General features: G+C 71.6%; 24 protein-coding genes. 12 read left to right on the top strand and 12 right to left on the bottom strand.

Features of this window, described 5'->3' with window-relative positions; genetic code table 11:
• Positions 1-5: 5 nt before the first annotated feature.
• Genes ACIHFD_RS06905 through ACIHFD_RS06915 form a run of 3 tightly spaced genes read right to left on the bottom strand, consistent with a single transcriptional unit; the run spans position 6 to position 3,078 of the window.
• On the bottom strand, positions 6-923 hold the full coding sequence (locus ACIHFD_RS06905) for a carbohydrate ABC transporter permease (RefSeq protein ID WP_397365951.1): 918 nt from the start codon (positions 921-923) through the stop codon (positions 6-8).
• Positions 920-1,792 (bottom strand): sugar ABC transporter permease, encoded by an 873-nt coding sequence (locus ACIHFD_RS06910; protein ID WP_350728967.1) that lies wholly within the window; start codon positions 1,790-1,792, stop codon positions 920-922. Before ACIHFD_RS06910 ends, ACIHFD_RS06905 begins: the two co-directional genes overlap by 4 nt.
• A complete protein-coding gene (locus tag ACIHFD_RS06915; protein ID WP_397365952.1) occupies positions 1,792-3,078 on the bottom strand; it encodes an ABC transporter substrate-binding protein in 1,287 nt (428 codons plus the stop codon). The genes ACIHFD_RS06910 and ACIHFD_RS06915 overlap by 1 nt, the downstream gene beginning before the upstream one ends.
• Positions 3,079-3,252: 174 nt before the next feature.
• Between ACIHFD_RS06915 and ACIHFD_RS06920 the strand changes: the two genes are divergently transcribed.
• Positions 3,253-4,032, top strand: a complete 780-nt coding sequence (locus tag ACIHFD_RS06920) for a DeoR/GlpR family DNA-binding transcription regulator (RefSeq protein ID WP_397365953.1) — start codon at positions 3,253-3,255, stop codon at positions 4,030-4,032.
• A 20-nt stretch (positions 4,033-4,052) separates the two neighbouring features.
• On the opposite strand, the gene ACIHFD_RS06925 is transcribed toward ACIHFD_RS06920, so the two are convergent.
• Positions 4,053-5,801, bottom strand: coding sequence for an AMP-dependent synthetase/ligase (locus ACIHFD_RS06925; protein ID WP_397365955.1), 1,749 nt, complete (start codon positions 5,799-5,801; stop codon positions 4,053-4,055).
• 103 nt (positions 5,802-5,904) lie between these two features.
• Between ACIHFD_RS06925 and ACIHFD_RS06930 the strand changes: the two genes are divergently transcribed.
• From ACIHFD_RS06930 to ACIHFD_RS06960, 7 genes are all read left to right on the top strand, one after another.
• The gene (locus tag ACIHFD_RS06930; RefSeq protein ID WP_350728974.1) at positions 5,905-6,672 is read left to right on the top strand and encodes a metallophosphoesterase; all 768 of its coding nucleotides are present in this window, start codon (positions 5,905-5,907) and stop codon (positions 6,670-6,672) included.
• 67 nt (positions 6,673-6,739) lie between these two features.
• Entirely contained in the window at positions 6,740-7,174 is a 435-nt protein-coding gene (locus ACIHFD_RS06935; protein ID WP_350728975.1) for an SRPBCC family protein, read from the top strand.
• Position 7,175: 1 nt separating this feature from the next.
• Positions 7,176-8,336, top strand: a complete 1,161-nt coding sequence (locus ACIHFD_RS06940) for an ArsA family ATPase (protein ID WP_350728977.1) — start codon at positions 7,176-7,178, stop codon at positions 8,334-8,336.
• 42 nt (positions 8,337-8,378) lie between these two features.
• The gene (locus ACIHFD_RS06945; RefSeq protein WP_397365956.1) at positions 8,379-8,804 is read left to right on the top strand and encodes a DUF5304 family protein; all 426 of its coding nucleotides are present in this window, start codon (positions 8,379-8,381) and stop codon (positions 8,802-8,804) included.
• Between the two features lie 14 nt (positions 8,805-8,818).
• On the top strand, positions 8,819-9,751 hold the full coding sequence (locus ACIHFD_RS06950; protein WP_397365957.1) for an ROK family glucokinase: 933 nt from the start codon (positions 8,819-8,821) through the stop codon (positions 9,749-9,751).
• A 44-nt stretch (positions 9,752-9,795) separates the two neighbouring features.
• Complete coding sequence (locus ACIHFD_RS06955; protein WP_397365958.1) at positions 9,796-10,443, top strand: endonuclease/exonuclease/phosphatase family protein; 648 nt, start codon at positions 9,796-9,798, stop codon at positions 10,441-10,443.
• A gap of 37 nt (positions 10,444-10,480) precedes the next feature.
• The gene (locus ACIHFD_RS06960) at positions 10,481-11,626 is read left to right on the top strand and encodes a hypothetical protein (RefSeq protein ID WP_397365959.1); all 1,146 of its coding nucleotides are present in this window, start codon (positions 10,481-10,483) and stop codon (positions 11,624-11,626) included.
• A gap of 10 nt (positions 11,627-11,636) precedes the next feature.
• Here the strand turns inward: ACIHFD_RS06960 and ACIHFD_RS06965 are convergent, their stop codons facing one another.
• A complete protein-coding gene (locus ACIHFD_RS06965) occupies positions 11,637-12,095 on the bottom strand; it encodes a hypothetical protein (protein ID WP_350728985.1) in 459 nt (152 codons plus the stop codon).
• A gap of 46 nt (positions 12,096-12,141) precedes the next feature.
• Positions 12,142-12,900: an alpha/beta fold hydrolase gene (locus ACIHFD_RS06970; RefSeq protein ID WP_350728987.1), complete on the bottom strand. Its 759-nt coding sequence runs from the start codon at positions 12,898-12,900 to the stop codon at positions 12,142-12,144.
• Positions 12,901-13,062: 162 nt separating this feature from the next.
• On the opposite strand from ACIHFD_RS06970, the gene ACIHFD_RS06975 reads away from it, so the two are divergent.
• Positions 13,063-13,770: a lysophospholipid acyltransferase family protein gene (locus tag ACIHFD_RS06975; RefSeq protein ID WP_363963527.1), complete on the top strand. Its 708-nt coding sequence runs from the start codon at positions 13,063-13,065 to the stop codon at positions 13,768-13,770.
• Positions 13,771-13,772: 2 nt separating this feature from the next.
• On the opposite strand, the gene ACIHFD_RS06980 is transcribed toward ACIHFD_RS06975, so the two are convergent.
• Positions 13,773-14,234: a MarR family transcriptional regulator gene (locus ACIHFD_RS06980; RefSeq protein ID WP_350728989.1), complete on the bottom strand. Its 462-nt coding sequence runs from the start codon at positions 14,232-14,234 to the stop codon at positions 13,773-13,775.
• A gap of 82 nt (positions 14,235-14,316) precedes the next feature.
• On the opposite strand from ACIHFD_RS06980, the gene ACIHFD_RS06985 reads away from it, so the two are divergent.
• Positions 14,317-14,742 carry a DoxX family protein gene (locus ACIHFD_RS06985; protein ID WP_350728991.1) on the top strand — a complete coding sequence of 142 codons (426 nt, stop codon included), beginning with the start codon at positions 14,317-14,319 and terminating at the stop codon, positions 14,740-14,742.
• An 80-nt stretch (positions 14,743-14,822) separates the two neighbouring features.
• Here ACIHFD_RS06985 and mmuM read toward each other — a convergent pair whose 3' ends face one another.
• From mmuM to ACIHFD_RS07010, 5 genes are all read right to left on the bottom strand, one after another.
• Entirely contained in the window at positions 14,823-15,689 is an 867-nt protein-coding gene (gene mmuM, locus ACIHFD_RS06990) for a homocysteine S-methyltransferase (RefSeq protein ID WP_350728992.1), read from the bottom strand.
• Positions 15,690-15,728: 39 nt separating this feature from the next.
• Positions 15,729-16,568: a trehalose-phosphatase gene (gene otsB, locus ACIHFD_RS06995; RefSeq protein WP_397365961.1), complete on the bottom strand. Its 840-nt coding sequence runs from the start codon at positions 16,566-16,568 to the stop codon at positions 15,729-15,731.
• Positions 16,569-16,656: 88 nt separating this feature from the next.
• Positions 16,657-16,905, bottom strand: a complete 249-nt coding sequence (locus tag ACIHFD_RS07000) for a Crp/Fnr family transcriptional regulator (protein WP_397365962.1) — start codon at positions 16,903-16,905, stop codon at positions 16,657-16,659.
• Positions 16,906-16,978: 73 nt separating this feature from the next.
• Positions 16,979-19,363 (bottom strand): VIT domain-containing protein, encoded by a 2,385-nt coding sequence (locus ACIHFD_RS07005; protein ID WP_397365963.1) that lies wholly within the window; start codon positions 19,361-19,363, stop codon positions 16,979-16,981.
• A complete protein-coding gene (locus tag ACIHFD_RS07010; RefSeq protein ID WP_397365964.1) occupies positions 19,360-20,313 on the bottom strand; it encodes a MerR family transcriptional regulator in 954 nt (317 codons plus the stop codon). Before ACIHFD_RS07010 ends, ACIHFD_RS07005 begins: the two co-directional genes overlap by 4 nt.
• A 108-nt stretch (positions 20,314-20,421) precedes the next feature.
• On the opposite strand from ACIHFD_RS07010, the gene ACIHFD_RS07015 reads away from it, so the two are divergent.
• Together ACIHFD_RS07015 and ACIHFD_RS07020 are read left to right on the top strand one after the other, a co-directional pair.
• Positions 20,422-20,889 (top strand): DNA starvation/stationary phase protection protein, encoded by a 468-nt coding sequence (locus ACIHFD_RS07015; protein WP_350728998.1) that lies wholly within the window; start codon positions 20,422-20,424, stop codon positions 20,887-20,889.
• A gap of 259 nt (positions 20,890-21,148) precedes the next feature.
• Positions 21,149-22,171 (top strand): alkaline phosphatase PhoX, encoded by a 1,023-nt coding sequence (locus tag ACIHFD_RS07020; protein ID WP_397365965.1) that lies wholly within the window; start codon positions 21,149-21,151, stop codon positions 22,169-22,171.
• Positions 22,172-22,217: the final 46 nt, after the last annotated feature.

Genomic DNA, 22,217 nt, shown 5'->3' on the forward strand with positions numbered 1-22,217 from the left:
CCCCTCTAACCCTTGGTGGCCCCCAGCGTCAGACCGGCGACGAACTGCTTGTGCAGGAGCTGGAAGACGATCAGCGTGGGCAGCGCCACCAGCACCGACCCGGCGGCCAGCAGGTTGTAGTCGGTGAAGAACTGGCCGCGCAGGTTGTTCAGCGCGGAGGTGACCGGCAGCTTGTCGCCCGACGACATCAGCACCAGCGCCCACAGGAAGTCGTTGTACATCCAGGTGAACTGCAGCGTGGACAGCGCCGCCAGCACCGGACGGCACAGCGGCAGCGTCAGCCGCCAGTACCGCTTCCACACCGAGGCCCCGTCCACCAGCGCCGCCTCGGTGATCTCCTCGGGGATCGTGCGCATGAAGTTCGCCATGACGAACACGCAGAACCCGAACTGGAACGCCACGTGGACCAGGACCAGCCCCAGGTAGGAGTCGTAGAGCGACTGCGAGTCCGACAGCCACGCGGGCAGCGGGACGAGGGTGTAGAGGGTGTAGAGCGGGGTGATGAGGACCTGCGGTGGCAGCAGGTTCCCGGCGGTGAACACGATCAGCAGCGCCTTGCGCCCGGGAATGCGCAGCCGCGCGATGGCGAAGGCCGTGAACGACGCCATGAACAACGTGATCAGCACGCCGGGCACGACGATGATCAACGTGTTGAGGTAGTAGCGGGGCAGCTCGGCCTGGGACCACGCCTGTCCGTAGTAGCCGAGCGTGAGGTGCTCGGGCAGCGAGAAGTAGCCCAGGCGGGCGGTCTCCTCGTACGGGCGCAGCGACGCGTAGACGGCCAGCGCGAGCGGCAGCAGCCACCCGAGGGCCACCAGCGTCAGGAAGGCGTGGAGCAGGATCCGCAGCGGCCGCACCGGACGCCGGGACGGCGCGCGCCGCTCCTGGGCCGGGGGAGCGGCGGGCGGGGCCGTGAGCGTCATCGTTCCTCCCTGAACATCTGCGACAGGTAGGTGACGATGAACCCCAGCGAGATCACCAGCAGGATCACCGCGATCGCCGAGCCGAACCCGATCCTGCTGGCCTCGCCCACGATGTTCTCGGTGACGAGCACGGACAGCAGCTCCAGCCCGTTCCTGCCCTTGTTGATGGCGTAGACGATGTCGAAGGCCCGCAGCGCCTCGATCACCGTGATGACCAGCACGATCACGTTGACCGGCCGCAGGGTCGGGAACACCACGCGGAAGAACGCCTGCCGCTCGTCGGCCCCGTCGATGGCCGCCGCCTCCTTCAGCGCCGGATCGACCGCCTTCAGCCCGGCCAGGTAGATGACCATGACGTAGCCGACGTGCCGCCATCCGGCCGCGACCATGACGACCCAGATGTTGATCGAGCTGTCGCCCAGCCAGTCCACGGTCAGCCCGGTCACCGCGTTCAGCACGCCGTAGTCGGAGGAGTAGACGAGCTGCGCGATGAAGCCCACGACGGCCAGCGACAGCACGACCGGCATGTAGAGCGCGCTCTGGTAGACGCGCGACAGCCGCAGCCGCCGGTCCAGCAGCACCGCGCAGAACAGCCCGAACGGCGTCGCGACCAGCCCGAGGAAGCCCAGCCACAGCAGGTTGTTGCGGACGGCCGACCAGAACGGCGGATATTCGGCCGCCAGGTCGTGGTAGTTCTGCCCGCCCACCCACTCGATCGGCCCGATGCCGTTCCAGTCGGTGGCGGAGAGCCCGACGGAGGCCAGCGTGGGCCCCCAGATGAGGCCCACGTTGACGACGATGGCCATCCCCAGCCCGATGACCAGGATGGTCACGTCGCGGGCGGAGTAGCGGCGGGTTTTGACTGCCATCAGCGGAAGATGTTGGCCTTCTGCTTCTCGATGCTCGCCAGCAGGGAGTCGATCTCGCCGGGCTTGCTCACGAACGACTGCAGCGACGGGATCATCACGGTGGAGGCGAAGTCCGGCCGCGTGTCGCGGTCGAGGAACTGCGCGATGTGGGTGGCCTTCGACACCAGCTCGGCGCCGCGCTTCTGCAGGGCGCTGTAGCCGGAGGTGTCGGCCTTGGAGCTGGCGGCCAGCGTGCCCGGGTCCAGCTTCGTGGCGATGTTCTGCGAGGAGGCCTGGGCGAGTTGCTTGAGCAGCGCCTTGGCGCCGTCCACGTTCTTGGCCTTGGCGGAGATCATGTAGCCGTCGATGGGGGCGTCGATCGAGTCGGTCCCGTACGCCGGGTTGATCTCGGGGAAGGTGAAGAAGTCGAGGTCCGCGCGGTCGGCCTCGGGGAACTGCTGGGCGACGAACATCCCCAGGAGGTACATCCCGGTCTTCTTCTGCGCCAGCGACTGCCCGGCCTCCTGCCAGGTGCGGCCGAGCGCGGCCGGCTGGTGGTACTCCATCAGGCCCCGCCAGGTGTCGAAGACCTGCTTGACCTTCGGGTCGGTCCACGACTCCTTGCCCGCCATGAGCGAGACGTGGAAGTCGTAGCCGTTGATCCGCATGTTGAGAATGTCGAACGTGCCCATCGCCGGCCAGCCGTCCTTGTCGGCGAACGCGATCGGGATGAGCCCGTCGGCCTTCATCTTCCTGGCCAGCGCGGTGAACTCGTCCAGCGTGGCCGGCGGCTGGTATCCCTTCTCCTGCCAGACGCTCTTGCGGTAGAAGACCGCCCAGGGGTAGTACGTGGCCGGCACGAAGTACTGCTTGCCGTCGGTCCCGGTCGACTGGTCCTTGAACGCCTGCGTGTAGTCGCCGCCGATCTCCCGCCACACGTCCGAGACGTCGATCGCCAGCCCCTGCGCGGCGAAGAACTGCATCCGGTAGCCCGCGAACCAGGTGAACACGTCGTCGGGCGTGCCGCGCAGGTAGCGGTTGATGTTCTCCTGGAACGTGTTGTGGTCCACCGTGTTGATCTTGACCGTGGCCTGCGTGAAGGCCTTGACCTGGGTGTCCAGGGACTTCTTCGGGATCTCGTCGGAGGCGTTGGAGCCGATCGTGACCGTCCCCAGGTTGCCGGCGGTCTTGCCGCCGGCGGGGGCCGGGGTGTCGTCGGAGCCGCAGCCGACGAGGGCGGCCGGCACGCCGAGCGCGGCGGCACCGAGCAGGAGATGGCGACGGGAGATCGGCAGACGTTGGTCCATGATGGGTTCCTCCTAGCCGGACCCTTCAAATCCCCCCGACTTCACTCACCTTCATTCAGCGAAAACCCAACATTTCCAACTGTCAACGCACATTTCTATGACCTTGCCCAGCGTCCGCGCCGTGTCATGATGCGATCGAACCGGTGTCGGAACCTGTCGGGATCTGGTGATGCGATGCTCGCCCAGCAGCGTCAGCAGGCGATTCTGGAGCTCGTCAAGCAGAACGGCGGCGTCCGCGTGGTCGAGCTGGTGCGCGCGTTCGGCGTCTCCGACATCACCATCCGCCGCGACCTGGAGCTGCTGGCCGGGCGCGGCCTGCTGGCCAAGGTGCACGGCGGCGCCACCAGCGTCGGCTCCACGGACGAGCCGGGCTTCGCGGCCAAATCGGTGCGCCAGGAGGGGGAGAAGCGGGCCATCGCCCGCCGCGCCGCCGCCCTCGTACGGCCCGGCGCCACCGTGGCGCTCTCGGCCGGCACCACCACCTGGACCCTCGCCCGCCGCCTGGCCGCCGTCCCGGCCCTGACCGTCGTGACGAACTCGGTGCGCGTCGCCGAGGTCTTCCGCCACACCGGCAGGGGCGACCAGACGGTCGTGCTCACCGGTGGCGTGCGCACCCCGTCGGACGCGTTGGTCGGCCCGGTGGCGGTGGCCGCGATCCATCGGCTCAACGTGGACCTGCTGTTCCTCGGCGTGCACGGCATGACCGTCAGGGCCGGCTTCACCACCCCGAACATGATGGAGGCGGAGACCGACCGCGCCCTCGTGGAGGCGGCCGGCCGGCTCGTCGTGCCCGCCGACCACACCAAGTGGGGCACGGTCGGCATCAGCACCATCGCCGAGCTGCGCGAGGCGGACGTGCTCGTCAGCGACTCAGGCCTGCCGCAGCCGGCCAGGGAGGAGCTGGCCGGGCACGTGGGCGAGCTCCTCATCGCCGAGGCGCTCGGCCCCGCGTGACCACGACGGCGCCTGAGCCGTCAGTGCTTCCCGTCGTAGAGCCCGTCGATCTCCTTGGTGAAGTCGCGCATGACGAGGTTGCGCTTGACCTTGAGCGTGGGCGTCAGGTGCCCGCTGTCCTCGGTGATGTCCCGGTCCAGGATCGTGAACTTCTTGATCTGCTCGGCCTTCGACACCAGCAGGTTGGCCCGGTCGACCGCCTCCTGGACCTGCGCCAGCACCGCCGGGTCCGTGCGCAGCTCGGTGGCGGAGGCCCCGTCGGGCAGCGCCTCGGGGTCGAGGGTGATCAGGGCGGCGACGAAGGGCCGGCCGTCGCCGACGATCATGGCCTGGGAGACCAGCGGGTGGGCGCGCAGCGCGTCCTCCAGCGGCCCCGGGGCGACGTTCTTGCCCGCCGCCGTCACCAGGATCTCCTTCTTGCGGCCCGTGATCCGCAGGTAGCCGTCGGCGTCCAGCTCGCCGATGTCGCCCGTGTGGAACCAGCCCTCGGCGTCGATCACCTCGGCCGTGGCCTCGTCGTTCTTCCAGTAGCCCGGGAAGACGTTCCGGCCCTTGGCCAGGATCTCCCCGTCGTCGCCGATGCGCAGGCTCACGCCGGGCAGCGGCTTGCCGACCGTGCCGATCTTGTTGCCGTACGGCATGTTGACCGTGCACGGCCCCGTGGTCTCCGTCAGGCCGTAGCCCTCGAAGACCTCGATGCCGACGCCCTTGAAGAAGTGGCCGAGCCGCTCGCCCAGCGCGCCGCCGCCGGAGACGGCGGCCGACAGGCGGCCGCCCGTGGCCGCGCGGAGCTTGGTGTACACCAGCCGGTCGAACAGCAGGTGCTTCAGCCGGAGCCCGAGCGGCGCGCCGGCGGCGGAGGCGCGGCTCGAGGCCATCGCCACGTCCACGGCGCTGGCGAAGATCTTGCCCTTGCCGCCCGAGATGGCCTTCTGCTCGGCGCCGTTGTAGACCTTCTCGAACACGCGGGGCACGCCCAGCAGGAACGTGGGCTTGAAGTCCTGCAGGTCGGGGGCGACGTTCTTCATGTTGGGGGTGTGCGCGATGACCGCGCCCGCCTCGATCAGCACCACCTGGATGATCCTGGCGAGGATGTGCGCCAGCGGCAGGAACAGCAGGGCCGCCGGGTCCTTGGTGGCGAACAGCGGCTCCAGCGGCCCGCGCAGCACGTTGCGGGCGGTGAAGAGCAGGTTGTCGTGGGTGATGCGGCAGCCCTTGGGCCGTCCGGTGGTGCCCGAGGTGTAGACGACCGTGGCGAGGTCGGCGATGCCCACCTGCTCGCGCCGCCGAGCCACCTCCGCGTCGGAGACGTCACCCACCTCCAGGGCGCCGTCGACCCGCCAGACCTGCTTCAGCTCGGGCGCGGCCTCCCTGACGGTCTCCTCGTGCTCGTCCAGCTCGACGAACACCGCCTTCGCCTCGCTGTCGGTCAGGATCCACCTGACCTGCTCGACCGAGGACGTCTCGTAGATCGGCACGGTGACCGCCCCGACCGTCCAGATGGCGTAGTCGACCAGCGTCCACTCGTAACGGGTGCGCGACATCAGCGCGACCCGGTCGCCGTGCGAGATCCCCGCCGCGATCAGCCCCTTGGCCACCTCGACCACCTGGTCGCGGAACTCGGAGGCGGTGACCACGGGCCAGCCGGAGTCCGTCTTGCGGCGCATGATCACGGCGCCCGGCTCCTGCTCGGCCCGCTTGAACACGGTGTCGGACAGGCCTGCGGAGGCAGGCACATCGACCAGGACGGGAACGCTGTACTCGCGCAACGGATCAACTCCTCTTCGGGGACCGCCTGGACGTTACCGCGTCAAGTTACGGGCGGGTAGTGTCACAGCTCACGCTAGCAGCCACCCTCAGTAGGATTTGCCCATGAGGGTCCATGTCGTCAGCGATGTCCATGGCAGGGTCGACGCGCTGGCCAGGGCGGGCGACGGCGCGGACGCGCTGGTCTGCCTGGGCGACCTGATCCTTTTCGTCGACTACGACGACCACGCGCAGGGCATCTTCCCCACCCTGTTCGGCGCCGAGCGGGCCGCCGAGTTCATCGCGCTGCGCACGGCCAAGCGGTTCGACGAGGCCAGGGCCATGTCCGCGCGCCTGTGGGCGACGCTGGACGGCGACCCGCGCGAGCACATCGAACGCCACGTGCGCTCCCAGTACGAGACCCTCTTCGCCGCCATGCCCACCCCGGCCTACCTCACCTACGGCAACGTCGACCTGCCGCGCCTGTGGGGCGACTACCTCAGGCCCGGCCTCCAGGTGCTCGACGGGCAGGTGGCGGAGATCGGCGGCCTGCGGTTCGGGTTCGTGGGCGGCGGGCTGCAGACCCCCTACCGCACGCCGTACGAGATCAGCGACGAGGAGTACGCGGCCAAGGTCGAGGCGGTCGGGGAGGTGGACGTCCTGTGCTGCCACATCCCGCCGGCCGTGCCCGAGCTCCTCTACGACGTGGTGGCCAGGCGGTTCGAGCGCGGCAGCGAGGCCACCCTGGCGGCCATCGAGCGGACCCAGCCGCGCTACGCGCTCTTCGGCCACGTGCACAACCCGCTCTACGCGCGCACGCGCATCGGCCGCACCGAATGCGTGAACGTGGGCCACTTCAGAGGAAGGGGTGTGCCTTTCGTCCTCGAATGGTGACCCGGCCTGCGGTGGGCCGCGCCGGGCGATCCACCGCAACGAGGGGATTCTGCATTACGGTGGTCGCATGGCTGATCGCACCACTTCGAGCACCACCATCAGCGCAGGCCGGCCCGAGGTCATGGCGGTCATCGCCGACTTCCCCTCGTACCCCGACTGGGCCGGGCAGGTCAAGAGCGCCGAGGTCCTCACCACCGACGGACAGGGCAGGCCGGAGACGGTGCGCTTCGTCCTCGACGCCGGGATGATCAGTGACACCTACACCCTCGGCTACACCTGGCAGGACGACCACGTGAGCTGGCAGGTGGTCGAGCCGGGCAAGATGGTCTCCGAGCTGCGGGGGAGTTACCTGCTCGCCGACACGGGCAGGGGCACGGACGTGACGTACGAGCTCACCGTCGATCTGAGCGTGCCCATGATCGGCATGATCAGGCGCAAGGCCGAGAAGGTGATCGTGGACACCGCGCTCAAGGGCCTCAAGAAGCGCGTCGAAGGCAGCTGAGTTGAGCCCGAGGGTCCTGCTCTTCACCGGAAAGGGCGGCGTCGGCAAGACCACGGCCGCCGCCGCGACGGCCACGCTCGCCGCCAGGCGCGGGCTCAAGACGCTGATCGTCTCGACCGACACCGCCCACTCGCTGGCCGACGCGCTCGACGTCGAGCCCGGCGAGATCGCGCCGGGCCTGCACCTCCACCAGGTGGACACGCAGAAGTCGCTGGAGCGCCACTGGGGCGAGCTGCAGCAGTACGCCAGGGGCGTGCTGAGCGAGCTGGGCCTCGACGAGATCACCTCCGAGGAGATCACCGTGCTGCCCGGCGCCGAGGAGGTCATCGCCCTCCTGGAGCTGCGCGAGCACGCCCGCGAGGGCCGCTGGGACGTGATCGTCGTCGACTGCGCGCCCACCGCCGAGACACTGCGGCTGCTGGCCCTGCCCGAGGCGCTCGACTGGCACGTCAGCAAGCTCATGCCCGTCGGCCGCAGGCTCGTCAGGCTCGTCTCGCCGTTCGTGCGCAGCGTCGCCCACGTCAGCGCGCCCGGCGAGGAGGTCATGAGCGCGGGCGAGCGCCTGCACCGCGGCCTCATGGAGGTGCGCGAGCTGCTCACCGGCGACCACGCCTCCGTGCGGCTCGTGCTCACACCCGAGTCCGTGGTGCTCGCCGAGGCCAGGCGTACCCTCACCTCGCTCAACCTGTACGGCTACCGCGTCGACGCCGTCATCGCCAACCGCGTCTTCCCCTCCGACGGCGCCGACGAGTGGCGCGCCCAGTGGGCGGCGGCGCAGTCCAGGCTGTTGGCCGAGGCGGAGCAGTCGTTCGCGCCGCTGCCCATCCACGTCATCCCCTACCTGCCCGCCGAGCCCGTCGGCAAGGACGCGCTGGCCGAGGTCGGCGAGGCGATGTACGCCGAGTCCGACCCGTTCGCCGCCCACGCCGTCGATCCGCCGCTGCGGATGGACGCCGACGAGCTGGTCCTGGCCCTGCCCGGCGCCGACCGCGGCGACGTCGACCTGGCCCGCAAGGGCGACGAGCTGATCGTGACGGCCGGGCCCTACCGCAGGATCCTGGCGCTGCCCGCGGCCCTGGCCCGCAGGAAGATCACCGGGGCCGCGCTCCGCGACGGCGTGCTGCGGGTAGGTTTCAGCCCGGGGAGCGAATCCGCGTCCTGATGAGTTGAGGAGGATGAGCGACCCATACGTAGGGAGGGCGAGATGACCGAGAGCAACACCGGCAACGACAGAGACCCGATCGGGACCGTCGCCGACGAGGCACGCAAGCTGTTCGAGTCGATCCAGGGGCGGGCCACCCGCCAGGTCGGCAAGAGCGTGTTCAACTCGTTCACCGGCGGGGGTGCCCGCAGGGAGCGCGACGTGTGGGAAGAGGCGGTGTCCGAGCCCCACGACGAGTACATCTGCCGGGCCTGCCCGTGGTGCAGGGCCATCGCGGCCCAGCGCGAGTCGGGCGCCGACGTGACGGGGCACCTGATGGCCGCGGGCGGGGAGCTGTTCGCCGCGTTCCGCGGCGCGCTTGACTCGCTGAGCAGGCCCGCCCCCCGCGGGCCGCGCGAGGACACGCCGGACCGCCGCGCCACCCGGCCGGAGGGTGGCGGCAACGTGGAACACATAGATCTGGGATAGGAGAAAAGGGGCCAATGCTCACGATCGGTGTCGATATCGGCGGGACCAAGGTGGCCGCCGGTGTGGTCGACGACAAGGGCGTGATCGTCGAACACACACTCAGGCCCACCGCCGCCGACCGCCCCGACCTGGTGGCCGAGACGGTGGCCGATGTCGTTCGCGAGCTGAGCGCGGGCAGGCAGATCGAGGCCGTCGGGGTCGGCGCGGCGGGGTTCGTCGACGAGACCCGCTCGATTGTGCGCTTCGCCCCCAACCTCGCCTGGCGCGAGGAGCCGCTGCAGAAGAAGATCAGCGGCCTCGTCGGCCTGCCGGTCGTGGTCGAGAACGACGCCAACGCCATGGCGTGGGGCGAGAGCAGGTTCGGCGCCGGGCGCGGCCAGTCCTTCGTGGTCTGCATCACGCTGGGCACCGGCATCGGCGGCGGCCTGGTCGTCGACGGCGCCCTCTACCGCGGCCGCTGGGGCATGGGCGCCGAGTTCGGCCACATGCAGGTGCTCCCGGGCGGGCGCCAGTGCGGCTGCGGCAACGTCGGCTGCTGGGAGCAGTACGCCAGCGGCCAGGCCCTCGTCAAGGACGCCAGGGAGATCGCCGAGGTCCACCCGGAGCAGGCGAAGATCCTCCTCGGCCTGGCCGGCGGCAAGATCGAGGGCGAGGAGATCACCGAGGCGGCCCGGCTGGGCGACGAGGCCTCGCTGGCCGCGTTCGCCAGCCTGGCCGAGTGGCTGGGCCAGGGCATGGCCGACCTGGCCTCCGTTCTCGACCCCGGCTGCTTCATCGTGGGCGGCGGCGTCTCGCGGGCCGCCGACCTGTTCATCGACCGGGCCCGCCAGGCCTTCGCCGAGAAGCTCACCGGCCGCGGGCACCGGCCGCTCGCCGAGATCCGGCTGGCCGAGCTGGGCGCCTCCGCGGGGGTGGTGGGCGCGGCCGACCTGGCCAGGCAGCGCTGACGATCAGGGTCGGCACGTACAACGTACGCGGGCTGCGCGACAGCGTGCCCGCGTTGACCAGGGTCATCGCCGCCATGCGCGCCGACGTGCTGTGCCTGCAGGAGGCGCCCAAGGTCGTCCGCTGGCGGGCCAGGCGCGAGGCCCTGGCCGCCGCGGCGGGCCTGCGCGTGGCCACCCCCGGCCGGGTGGGCGGCGTGGCCGTGCTCGCCGGGCCGCGCGTCGCCGTGCTGCACGCCGAGAGCCGCGCGCTGCGGGGCTTCCTCGGCCTGGAACGGCGCGCGCTCGCGCTCGCCGTGGTGGAGATCGAGGGGGTCCGCCTGGCCGTCGGCTCGCTCCATCTCGACCTCAACGGCCCGGCCAGGATGCACCACGCCGCCGAGGCCGTGGCGCTGATGGAGCGCGCGGCCACCCGGTTCGGCGCGACGATCGTGCTCGGCGGCGACATCAACGAGCAGGCGCACCAGCCCGCCTGGCGCTACCTGGCCGGACGGCTGGCCGACTGCCACGCCGTGGCGCCCAAGGGCGACGGCCTGACGTTCACCGCGGCGCGGCCCTCCGTGCGCATCGACGGCGTGTTCGCGGCGCGCGAGGCGCGTGTCGTGTCGTGCGGGGGAGTGGACGCCCCGATCGCCGATCTGGCCGGGGCCAGCGACCATCTGCCTGTTGTCGCAGAGTTGCGAGTTGGGCACTAACGGGCAAGACCGGCCCCCCAGCCCGTAGCATTTGCTCATGACCCGTCGCCATCAGCGGCGTGCGCTCTCCTTCATCTTGGCGACGTCCGTGGCCTTGACGCAGGTCACGCCCGCCGCGCATGCCGAACCCCGCCGCCCCGCCACCATGGAGGCGTGGCAGCAGTCGACAAGCGCGCGCCTGCAGGCCGACGGTTCACTGTCCGACGTGCTGGCCGTCTCCTCCAACGACGTGTGGGCGGTCGGCCAGCAGGAGATCTGGGACGTCTGGAAGAACCGCGGCACCGTCCGCCACTGGAACGGCAGCGGCTGGTCCGAGGTCTCCATCCGCGACGCCACCGCCGCGGGAAACCTGCGCGGGCTGGCCGTCGCCGGGCCGTCCGACGTGTGGGCGGTCGGCGACGGGCACGACGGGCTGCCGTACCTGGCCCACGGCGACGTCAGCGGGTTCGACCGGATCAGGCCGCAGGGCAGCCCCGGCGACGACGGCCGCCCCACCCCGCTCTTGCGGGCGGGAGACTGGCTGGGCGGCGTGGACGCCAAGCCGGGGCGGGTGGTGGCGGTCGGCAGCCGCGACCAGCAGGGCCTCATCCTCACCGGCCAGGGCAACTCCTGGACCGTGCAGCAGACCACGGAGAAGGGCGCGCTCTACGCGGTGGCCGGCGGGTTCGCCGTCGGTGACACCGGCTCCGAGCCGCTGATCATGCACTACTCGGGCGGCTCGTGGGAGTCCATGCCGGTGCCCTCGATCCCCGGCGGCTACCTGCGTGACCTGCAGGTCGACAGCGCCAAGCGGGCGGTGGCCGTCGGCGGCGTCTACCGCGGGCCCGGCGAGGTCTCGCCGCTCGTGCTCACCTGGAACGGCAAGCGCTGGAGCGAGCAGCCGACGCCCGTCGCCGACGCTCGTCTCTACGGCGTGACCGGCGACGGCAAGGGCCGCTACTGGATCACCGGCTACGACCCGGCGCGGGCCGCCGAGCCGTTCATGCTGCGCTGCGAGAAGGGCGAGTGCGCGACCATCCGCGGCGGGGCCATGCGGGGCCGCAGCAGCGTACGCCTCCAGGCGGTGGCCTACCTGCCCGGCAAGGGCACGGTGTGGGCGGTCGGGCACGCGGTCGACACCCGCGACCGCTACACCGACGTGGTCGAGTCGTTCGCGCCCAAGACCACCACCGCGAAGTCCTAGCGGCGGGCCCCTACAGCACGGCGCCGTCATCCCAGCCGGAGTCGTTGGGCGGGCCGTCGCCCATGCGCACCACCAGCGCCACGAACCCGCCGATGAACGCCGCCACGGCCGTGAACAGCGCCCAGCCCTCCATGTGCCAGCTCGCCATCGCGGCCACCAGGAGATAGGCGGGCCCGCCGAACAGCGCCACCCACGCCAGCTTGGTGGGCAGGTCGAGCTTGGGCAGCGGGGGCGGCGGGGGCGGCTCGAAGTGGCCCTCGTCCGCCTCCTCCTCGTCGTCCGCCGGGTCCTTGTACGGCTCCTCGTCGAGCTCGGGCTCCTCCGAGGGTTTCACCACTCGGCGGGTGGGCTCGGCGGGGACGTTCTCGCTGTCCGGCCATGGCTGGTCGGCCGAGTCGCGCTCGGCGGTGTCGTTGAAGGACGCGACGATCTGCCGCCAGACCTCGTCCTCGTCACTCTGGGGCGTCACCTAGATGGGCCTCTCCACAGCGATCGCGACTTCCCCCTGGGTGCGATCAGTCCCTCTGCAAGGGTACCGAGGCATGTGTCCGGATGAAGTCGAGGCTCCCGGCAAAGATCCTGTCGGCATCGTTGTCAAGCGTCGCAACATGGTAGCTATCGCTTAGCTCCTCGATCGTGGCCTGTGGGACCTTCGCACGGATGATCGCCACACTCGTCGGCTTGACCACATGGTCCTCCGTGCTGTGGAAGACCAGCAGTGGTTGCGTCACTTTAGCCAGGTCGGCCTGCACCAGCGACCACAGCGAGGGCAGCGACGCCGCCGCCTTCACCGGGGTGCGGTCGTAGGCCAGCTCGGTCACGCCGGGTTTCTTGACGTCGTTGGCGACGCCGGGCACCGACGGCACGAACCACTTGAGCAGCGGAGCGAGCTTGAGCAGCGGCACGTCGTTCGTGATCGAGGGGTTGACCGCGATCACGCCGGCGATCGCCGGGCCGTGCACCTCGGCGAGCCGCAGCGCCAGGCAGCCGCCCAGCGACAGCCCCGCCACGAACACGTCCGGGCAGCGCCCCTGGAGGTCCGCGAACGCCTTCTCGACCTCGGCGTACCAGTCCTCCCAGCGCGTCCTGTTCATCTCCTGCCACGTGGTGCCGTGCCCGGGCTGGCGGGGCAGCGAGACGCTCACCCCGTGCCCGGCCAGGAACTCCCCCCAGGGGCGCAGCGACTGTGGCGAGCCGGTGAACCCATGGCAGAGCAGCACACCGACCTGGCCTGCTCGATGGTGGTAGGGCTCCGCGCCTGGCATGAGCGGCATAACAGCTCCTCCATGCAGTTTCATTCCGGGCAGGTTCCTCCGGGAACGGCCCGATCGTCGCACGTTCCGGGGTGTTTGTGCGAGAGCTGGTGTAGGAGCATCGTGTTCAAGGTGGGAAGATGACTCTGCTCACACGTAACGCGCTGGAGAAGAGGTGCCGGAGTGTTCTACTGGGTGGTCAAGGCCATCTTGGGTCCGTTCCTCCTCGCCGTCTTCAGGCCGTGGACGGAGGGCTCGGAAAACGTGCCCAAACAGGGGCCCGCGATCCTGGCCGGCAACCACCTGTCGTTCGCCGACCACTTCTTCGGCCCGCTGCAGATCCGCCGCAAGGTCATCTCGCTCGGCAAGGCCGACTACTTCACCGGGCGCGGCGTCAAGGGCTTCTTCACCCGGCTGTTCTTCAGCGGCGTCGGCACCGTGCCGATCGACCGCTCCGGCGGCAAGGCGAGCGAGGCGGCGCTCCGCACCGGCCTGCGCATCCTGCGTGAGGGCCACATCCTCGGCATCTACCCCGAGGGCACCCGCTCGCCCGACGGCCGCCTCTACAAGGGCAAGACCGGCGTGGCCAGGCTCGCCCTGGAGTCACGGGCGCCGGTCATCCCGTGGGCCGTGATCAACACGTACGAGATGATGCCGCCGGGGCGGCCGCTGCCCAAGTTCGGGATCCGGCCGGGCGTCAAGTTCGGCAAGCCGCTCGACTTCTCCCGCTACTACGGGATGGAGGACGACCGGCTGGTGCTGCGCGCCGTGACCGACGAGATCATGTACGCCCTGATGGAGCTGTCCGGGCAGGAATACGTCGACAAGTACGCCGCGAGCGCCAAGGTCGAGCTGGAGCGCGCCGCGCGCGCCGCCGCCGCCAAGGGGTGAGCTCACCCGGAGGCGCGTAAGACCGTCTCGGTCTTCTGCATGGCCGTGGTCATGGTGTGCAGCTCCTCGCGGCTGATCCGGTCGATCAGGTACGCGCGCACGACCTCCAGGTGACCCGGAGCCACCCGTTCCAGGCAGCGCACGCCCGCGTCCGTGAGCACCGCCAGCACCCCGCGCTCGTCGCCGGGGCAGGTGGCGCGCTCCACCAGGCCCGCCTTCTCGAGCTGGGTGATCTGGTACGTCAGCGCGCTCTTCGACACCACGACTCCCTTGGCCAGCTCGGTCATGCGCATCTGATGGCCCGGCGTGTCCGACAGCCGCGTCAGAATTTCGTACTGCGGATGCGTCAGCCCGGCCGCGGCCTTGAGCTGCTCCTCGATCCGCCGTTCGAGCAGGTGGGCGGTGGACAGGAAGGCGCGCCACGCCGCCATCTCCGTCGCGTCAAGCCATCGGGGGTCCGTCACCGGTTCAGTCTACTGTCGTTCAGATTTGAACAATCAATGCTAGGGTCGTTGTTCAAATCTGAACCACTCTTAAGGAGATCGCATGATCGGCCAGGCGCGCCCCGTCGTCCTGCTGCTCGCGAGGATCGCCATCGGCGTGATCTTCCTCGTCCACGGCTACCAGAAGTTCGCGACCATGGGGATCGCGGGCACGACCAAGTTCTTCGAGTCCGCGGGCATCCCGCTGGCCTCCGTGGCCGCTCCCGCCGTCGCCGTGCTGGAGGTGGCCGGCGGGCTCGCGCTGATCCTGGGCGCCGCGCTGCCGATCGCCGGCACGTTGCTGGCCCTCGACATGGTGGGCGCCATCGTGTTCGTGCACGGCGCGAGCGGGTTCAGCGCCGGCGAGGGCGGCTACGAGTTCGTCCTGGCGCTGGCCGCGGCCAGCCTGGCCGTCGGCTTCACGGGCGGGGGCGCGCTGGCCCTGGACAACGTCCTGGCCCGCCGCCGCCCCGAGTCGGCGCTCGCCTGACGGCTTCTCCTCCGGGAACCGGGACCCCGCGCCCGCGCGGGGTCCCGCCGCGTCTCAGGAGAGGGCCGCGTCTCAGGGTCTCAGGAGAGGTGGGCGCGGATCTGCGCGATGTGCTCGGGCGTCGTACGGCAGCACCCGCCGATCAGCGACGCGCCCGCCAGCTGCCACTCCTTGGCCGCCTGCCCGAACTCCACCGGGTCGGCCAGCCCCAGCCACCGGCGGTGCCCGGCGTCCCACGTCTCGCCCGAATTGGGGTAGACCACCACGGGCAGCCCGCCCGCCAGGCACGAGATCAGCCCGGGGATGTGGCGCGGCGCGGTGCAGTTGGCCCCGACGGCCACCACCTGCGGGTTTCCGCCGAACAGCGCGGCCGCTTCGGTGATCGGCGTGCCGTCGTTGAGCCGCTCGCCGTCACGGCACGAGAAGCTCACCCACGCCTTCACCTCGGGCGTGCGGGCCAGCAGCCTGGCCAGCACCCGGGCCTCGGGATAGGACGGGATCGTCTCGCAGGCCAGCAGGTCGGCTCCGGCCGAGGCGAGGATCTCCCAGCGCGGCAGGTGCCAGTCGAACAGGCCGTCCTCGTCGAGGTCGTAGTCGCCGGTGTATTCGGCGCCGTTGGCCAGGAAGGCGCCGTACGGGCCGACCGAGGCCGCCACCAGCCCGTGCCCGGCCTCGTCGCGTGCCTGCGCGGCCAGCTCGACCGACAGCCTGATCAGCCGCTCGGCCGCCGCCACGTCCAGGCCGCGCCGGACGAATCCGGCGATCGTGGCCTGATAGCTGGCGGTCGTGGCCACGTCGGCGCCCGCCGCGAAGTAGTCGGCGTGGGCGCGCCGGATCACCTCGGGCCGCTCCAGCAGCAGCCGCGCGGACCAGAGCTCGTCGCCGAGGTCGGCGCCGAGCCGTTCGAGCTGGGTGGACAGGCCGCCGTCCAGGACAAGTGCAGTCACTCCACCAGGGTACGAGCACGTGGGCGGGCCCGTGGCCGCCTACCGGTGGCGTGAGCCCGCGCCCACCACCGGAGGGCGGCCGGGGAAGGCGCTGATCACGTGGTCGAGCAGGGCGGGCGTGTCCTCGGGGGACTCCACCGTGAAGTCCGCCACGCGGGCCAGCTCGTCGCCCGTCTCGGTGTTCGCCACCGCGACCCGGACGCCCATGAAGGCCGGGTCCCGCTCCTCCCTGCCGCGCAACGCGTCGAAGGCCCGGCCGTCGGACAGGTCGTCGCCGAAGTACCAGGCGCGGGTCAGCGTCTCGATCTCGCGGGCGACGACCGTGCCCTTGTCGCGTTCGACGGGCGGCCTGAGCTCGACGACCATGCGCCCGTACTGCTCCCGCAGCCCCAGCTCGGCCGCCTTGCGGGACGACCACCGCTCGACCGCGCCGCGCAGCGCCGGGGCCGAGCGGTAGTGCAGCGCCACGATCAGCGCCTTGTCCTCGATCAGGATCTCGCGCGGCAGGTCGCGGGCGGCCTCCTCGGCCACCCGCCGCATGACCGGGGCCCACGGCTCGGCCTCGGCGTCCGTGCGCACGCGGCCGTTCTCGACGGTCTGCATGCCGTACAGGCCGAACAGGCGCAGCTGGGGAGCGCCGGAGAAGCGGTCCCGCAGGTACGCGGCCGGGCGGGAGGACACGATCGCGACCTTGCTCACGAGCCTGGCCAGCACCTGCAGCCGCTCCAGCGCACCGGCCACGGGGAACACCGCGCCGGGGTCGCGCATGATCGGCGCGATGGTGCCGTCGTAGTCGAAGAAGAAGCCGGATCCGGCGCTCTCCGAGACGGTGGCGGACACTGCTTCGGCGAAGCGGAGCGGGGCGCGAGAGGTCGCCATGCTCAGTGACGATAGAACAGCGCGACCGGGTCGGACAGACGCCTTCCCGTGAATTTCCCGGCCCTTGCCCGCCACCCGCCGTTCATGATCACGACGCCTGGTCCGGGGCCGGGAGGGCCGCCAGGCGGGAGAGGGCGCGCGGATCCAGCACGACCACCTCGCCGGCCCGGATCTCGATCATCCCCCGCCGCTCGAACCCGCGCAGGGCCCGATTGACGCTCACCCTGGTCGCGCCGATCTCGGCCCCCAGGCCCGCCTGGCCCGCGTGGAGCGGCACCCGGCCGGCGGCGCAGCGCCGTACCAGCCAGGTGGCCACGCGGGAGGGGACGTCGCGCACCGCCGCGTCGATGAGTGGACCCCGCTCCTGTGACCCCGTTCTCCGGAGGCCCGGCCAGGCCCCCGGAGCAGGCCTACGAGCGCTTCCAGAAGGGTCCGCGGCGAGGGCCGCCGGACCCGCCCGGGCCGGAGCCCCCCACGAGGGTGGTGAGGACCTCCACCGCCCGGTCGTGCAGGGCCTGGGCGTCGGCGCCCGGCTGCTCGGCGGCCTCCAGCTCGCGGGCCAGCGTCTCCAGCTCCGCGTTGCCCCCGAGGTACGCCGCCAGCGCCGCCAGCCGCGAGCCCAGGTCCGCCAGGTAGAGCAGGTCGGCCATGGGCAGCGCCTTCAGCCGGTCGAGCTCGGCCACCAGCTGCGGCCGGACCGAGTCCAGCGGGTGACCGGGACGCGGCGCGGACTTCGGCGCCCTGCCAGCACGGGGGCCACCACGGGGCCCGCCCGGTGCGAAGGGGGCCGGCCTCGGAGGCCCGGCGAACCCTCCTCCGCCCCCCGCCGGCCCACCGGTCAGGAAGTCCGGTGACGCGTCGGCGGAACCGAGACCGGGGTCCGGCATCCGCATCCGCGGTGCGGCCGGCGGGGCGGCCGGCGGTGCGGCCGGCGGGGCGGCCATCACCGCCGCCTGCGCCATGAAGCCCATCATCGGCGGGTTCTGCGGCAGCTCCCACCCGCTCGGCGGCTCGACCGGCTGGATGACGCGATGCTCCGGCCCTCCGTCGGCGACCTGCCTGGTGTCGACCGCCACGTACGCGGTGAAGCGGCACAGCACGCCGTACTCCAGCGACGTCCGCACGATCCGCGGCTCCAGGTCGTGCTCGCCCATGGCGTAGCGGTCCTCCAGTTCCCGCAGGTGCGCGCGGGCCCACACGGCCTGGATGGCCGGATTGTCCACCGTCACGCCCGTGACCTGCTCCTCCCACGGCCCTCCGGCCGCCAGGCCGCGCACGGTCAGCGAGGAGCCTTCGCGGTGGCGCCCGTACACGCGCAGCGGCACGCCCGGGAAGATCGACCCGAGATGGGTGATGGTGTCCGGTTCGAGCTCGAGCCCCTTGAGGGAGAGGTCGGTCACCAGGGGAGCGCCGATCCTGCGGTGGATCTGCTCCATGGCCGCGTCCAGCCGGTCCTCCGACTCGACCAGCTCGCACCGGCCCGCGCCGAGCCCGGCCAGGCGGCCGAGGAAGCCGGCGTTCACGGCGCGGTCGATGCCGACCGTGTGCACGCGCATCGCCGACAGGGCGCCGCCCGCCTGCTCCAGGATCTGGTCCTCGTTGCCCACCTGGCCGTCGGTGACCAGGACCACGACCCGTTCGCGCTCGTCGCGGCCGCCCAGCAGGGCGACGGCCCGGCGCAGCGGCTCCAGCAGCTCGGTGCCGCCGCGGGCGTCCACCCGCGCGAGGTGCTCGACGGCGCCGTAGCGGTTGCGGTCGGAGGCCTCCACCAGGCCCTCGAACGCCTCCTCCACCACCGAGTCGAACGTCAGCACCGCGAACCTGTCCTGGGCCGTCAGCGTGTCGACGATGCGGGCGGCGGCCCTCCTCGCGGCGACCATCTTCCAGCCGCCCATGCTGCCGGAACGGTCGAGCACCAGCACCAGGTCGCGCGGCGGGCGCGTGGACTGGAGCGGCGGCGGCACGACCGTGAGCGCGAAGGTCCCTCCTTGATCGGAGCGGCTGTCGAGCTGCAGGGACGTGGACGCGTCGAACGACAGCCGCAGGATGAAGTCGCGGTCGAGGCGCTCGCCGGGGCGCAGGCGTACCGTGTGGCCCTCCTCCTCCACCACGTGCAGGCTGGAGGCCAGCTCGCGCAGCTCCAGCCCGGCCGCGTCCACGGTCGCGCTCAGCGACAGGCGGACCGGGTCGGGGAAGCCGGGCAGCAGGACCGGCGGGCTGATCCTGGACGCGTCCGGCACCGCGTCGGTGTCGGGCGCGACGCCGTCGCCCGCGGACGGGCCGTCGACGGGGTTGCCCGGGATGTAGCGCGGGGCCACGACCAGCGGGAACCGGAACGTGGCCGCCCCGTCCTCGTACGGCAGGGGCTGGCTCATGGTCAGCCGGACCGAGACGCGCTCGCCGGGCAGGATGTTGCCCACCCGGATCGTGAACACGTCGGGCCGGTCCTCCTCGGCGATCGCCGCCCGCCTGCCCTCGCGCAACGCCTGGTCGTAGTCGGCCCTGGCCTGGGCGCGCTCCTTCAGCACACCCTCGATCACCCGGTCGTCGGCCTCCATCCGGAACCCGGTGACGGCCGCCCGGTCGGGCAGCGGGAAGACATACGTGGCCTCCAGGGTGACGTCGAACGGATTCCTGAACCCCTGCGTCACCTCGACCCCGGCGATGAGGCCGGAGATGCCGGCGTTCACGTCAACGCTCTCGAGCGGCAGGTTGCCGCGCTCGGTCCGCAGCGCGCCGAACCCGGCGTCCGGCACCGGCAGGCACCGTGCGGGCTCCAGCGAAGTGATCTTCATCTGAGCTCCCTTTCTTCGAGCACCGCGAGCAACGGTCCTGCCGCCGCCAGCACCGCCTGGACGTCCTCCTCCGACGGGACCCGGCCGGCGTCCAGCACCAGCCGCACCCCGTCCCCCAACCTGACCCCCACGACAACCGCCCCACCCGGCCGGTTTTCGGGCATGCCGCCCGGCGCGGTCGAATGCGCCCCGCTTGGCGCGCCGGGCGCGCTTGGGCTGCTGCGGTGCCCGTCGGCCGGCCCGGTCAGCTGATGTGCCGCCCCTGAAGCCCGCACGCTGCCCTTTCCCGGCCGCTCAGCCCAGAACCGCCCCCGCACCGACTCCCGATCGCCGCCATGCCGATCGCCGCCATGCCGATCATGCCCGGCTTCGGCCGTGCCCGGCACCTCATCACCCCGGGCCCGTACATCGCCACCGGCCCGCACATCGCCACCGGCATCCGTCGCTCCGCGCTCGGCCGCTTCCTGCCCGGTCGGGCCGCGCTCAGGCGCCGTGCGCTTGGCCGCGCCACTGCCCGGGCGGGCGCCGGCTGCCGGGTGCGCGCCGTCGGGTGCCTCGCTCGAGCCAGGGCCCACCCGGTCGCGCACGGCACCGGTCATGGGGGGAGTGCCCGCACCCGCGGCGGTTTCCAGCATGCGGTCCGTGGCGCCCGCCAGGGCCGCCTGGATCTGGGCGATCGAGTGCCCGGCGGCCTGCAGCCGTTTCACGGCCACGAGTTGCAGCAGGTGCCGCCGCCCGTACTGGGCGATGCGGCCGCGCCTGGTCAGCGGCGGGTCCACCAGCCCGATCGTCGTATACCACCTGATCAGCCGCTCGCCAGGCACATCGCGGACCCGGCCGTTGCCGGCGGATGCGCCGTCCGAGCTCGCGCGCAGCGCCAGCGCCGCGCGCTCGGCCAGCTCGCCGATGGTCCAACCGATGGGCTCGGTGGAGGCGGAGGTGTCGCTCATACCTTCACAATGACACTGTCATTGTTACACTGTCAACGTTGCGGAAGAATGGCCGCCGCCATGTCGTTATAAATAGGGAAAACTCCTATCGATGGGGAGGAACAGGACATGGCCATGATCACCGGCCCACTCTCGGGAGAGGCCAAGGACACCGTCGCGCGGGCCCTGCAGGGCGCCCTGGTCGATCTCATCGACCTCTCGCTGGTCGCCAAGCAGTCGCACTGGAACCTCATCGGCCCTCACTTCCGCCCGATCCACCTCCAGCTCGACGAGCTCACCGACCTCGCCAGGTCCCACATGGACACCATCGCCGAACGCGCCGTCGCCGTCGGGATCAACCCGGACGGACGTTCCACCACGGTCGCCAGGTCCACGAAGCTCCAGCAGCCGGAGTCCGGCTGGATCGAGGACGGCAAGGTCGTGGCGACGATCACCGACCTGCTGGACGGTGTCAGCAAGCGCATGCACGAGCGCGTCCGGGCCACCGACGAGCCCGACCCGGTCACCCAGGATCTGCTCATCGCGGTGGCGCAGGACATCGACAAGCAGCACTGGATGTTCCAGGCCCAGGCCTGACCTGCCAGAAAGCCCGGGAGCCCGCACGGGAGCCCGGGCTTTGGCATGCCCGCCGACATGCCCGCCGACGGGGCCGCCGGTGGGGCCGCCGACATGCTTGCCAGCGGGGCCGCGACCCCTGGCCGGCGGCCCGCCGACGCGAGTTGGCCGGATGATCGCGCAGTGGGAGTTCGGGGTTTGCGCAGAGTTTGATGTCGCGAGTCCCTGCCATTCATGTCGGTGCGGTCGACTAGCGTGGCACCTAGAGGGAGGCCCCACGATGTCCCACAAGACTCTCCTCCGCACGGGCCCGCTCTTGCGGGGCGGCATCAGCCCGTACGGACCGCTCGGCCTGCCGGGCGCCGACGGCCTCGCGCTGCCCTCAGGCTTCACCGGCAGGGTGGTGGCCCGCTCGGGCCACAAGGTCGCCGGGCTGACCTGGCACGCGGCCCCCGACGGCGGCGCGTGCTTCCCCGACGGCGCCGGCTGGATCTACGTGTCCAACTCCGAGCTGCCCCTGCTCGGCGGCGCGTCCGCGCTGCGCTTCCGCGCCGACGGCACCGTCGGCGACGCCTACCGCATCCTGTCGGGCACCGACCTCAACTGCGCGGGTGGCGCCACGCCGTGGCACACCTGGCTGTCGTGCGAGCTGGGCCACCGCGGCCGCGTCTTCGAGTGCGACCCGTACGGCGCCCGCGCCGCCCGCCCCCGCCTGGCCATGGGCCGCTTCAAGCACGAGGCCGCCGCCTGCGACCCCGAGCGGCGCGTCGTCTACATGACCGAGGACGAGCCCGACGGCTGCTTCTACCGGTTCCGGCCGAGCGACTGGGGCGACCTGACGGAGGGCACGCTGGAGGTGCTGTGCTCCTCGGGCCACTGGCAGGTGGTGCCCTCGCCGGCGGCGCTGCGCACGGAGGCCCGCCACCAGGTCGAGGGCGCCCGCCACTTCGACGGCGGCGACGGCTGCCACTACGCGGGCGGGGTGTGCTACTTCACGACCAAGGGAGACACGGGCCTGTGGGCCTACGACGCGCAGACCTCCGCGCTCGAGCGGCTGTGCGAGGGCGTGCGCGCCATCACCGCCGCCCCCTCCGGCGACCTGTACGTGGCCAGGGAGACGACGGAGATCGACGTCATCGCCCCCGACCGCGCGGTCACGCCGTTCCTCAGGCTGGAGGGGCACGCCGGGGCGGAGCTGACCGGGCTGGCGTTCTCGCCGGAGGGCGATCGGCTCTACTTCTCGGCCCGGCGCGGCCGCACCGAGGGCCACACCTTCGAGGTGTCGGGCCCCTTCCGCGGCTGAGCGCGCGGCCCGCGCTCAGCTCAGATGGCGGACCAGGGCGAGCCTC

Source organism: Nonomuraea sp. NPDC051941, assembly GCF_044593615.1.

Bases quoted from the DNA above. Each gene is read 5' to 3' on its own strand.
- ACIHFD_RS06905 (WP_397365951.1), bottom strand. From the start codon at position 923: ATGACGCTCACGGCCCCGCCCGCCGCTCCCCCGGCCCAGGAGCGGCGC.
- ACIHFD_RS06910 (WP_350728967.1), bottom strand. From the start codon at position 1,792: ATGGCAGTCAAAACCCGCCGCTACTCCGCCCGCGACGTGACCATCCTG.
- ACIHFD_RS07015 (WP_350728998.1), top strand. From the start codon at position 20,422: ATGGCCATGATCACCGGCCCACTCTCGGGAGAGGCCAAGGACACCGTC.
- ACIHFD_RS06950 (WP_397365957.1), top strand. From the start codon at position 8,819: ATGCTCACGATCGGTGTCGATATCGGCGGGACCAAGGTGGCCGCCGGT.
- ACIHFD_RS06915 (WP_397365952.1), bottom strand. From the start codon at position 3,078: ATGGACCAACGTCTGCCGATCTCCCGTCGCCATCTCCTGCTCGGTGCC.
- ACIHFD_RS07020 (WP_397365965.1), top strand. From the start codon at position 21,149: ATGTCCCACAAGACTCTCCTCCGCACGGGCCCGCTCTTGCGGGGCGGC.
- ACIHFD_RS06935 (WP_350728975.1), top strand. From the start codon at position 6,740: ATGGCTGATCGCACCACTTCGAGCACCACCATCAGCGCAGGCCGGCCC.
- ACIHFD_RS06945 (WP_397365956.1), top strand. From the start codon at position 8,379: ATGACCGAGAGCAACACCGGCAACGACAGAGACCCGATCGGGACCGTC.
- otsB (WP_397365961.1), bottom strand. From the start codon at position 16,568: ATGGCGACCTCTCGCGCCCCGCTCCGCTTCGCCGAAGCAGTGTCCGCC.
- ACIHFD_RS06930 (WP_350728974.1), top strand. From the start codon at position 5,905: ATGAGGGTCCATGTCGTCAGCGATGTCCATGGCAGGGTCGACGCGCTG.
- ACIHFD_RS07005 (WP_397365963.1), bottom strand. From the start codon at position 19,363: ATGAAGATCACTTCGCTGGAGCCCGCACGGTGCCTGCCGGTGCCGGAC.
- ACIHFD_RS06970 (WP_350728987.1), bottom strand. From the start codon at position 12,900: ATGCCGCTCATGCCAGGCGCGGAGCCCTACCACCATCGAGCAGGCCAG.
- ACIHFD_RS06920 (WP_397365953.1), top strand. From the start codon at position 3,253: ATGCTCGCCCAGCAGCGTCAGCAGGCGATTCTGGAGCTCGTCAAGCAG.
- ACIHFD_RS06960 (WP_397365959.1), top strand. From the start codon at position 10,481: ATGACCCGTCGCCATCAGCGGCGTGCGCTCTCCTTCATCTTGGCGACG.
- ACIHFD_RS06985 (WP_350728991.1), top strand. From the start codon at position 14,317: ATGATCGGCCAGGCGCGCCCCGTCGTCCTGCTGCTCGCGAGGATCGCC.
- ACIHFD_RS07010 (WP_397365964.1), bottom strand. From the start codon at position 20,313: ATGAGCGACACCTCCGCCTCCACCGAGCCCATCGGTTGGACCATCGGC.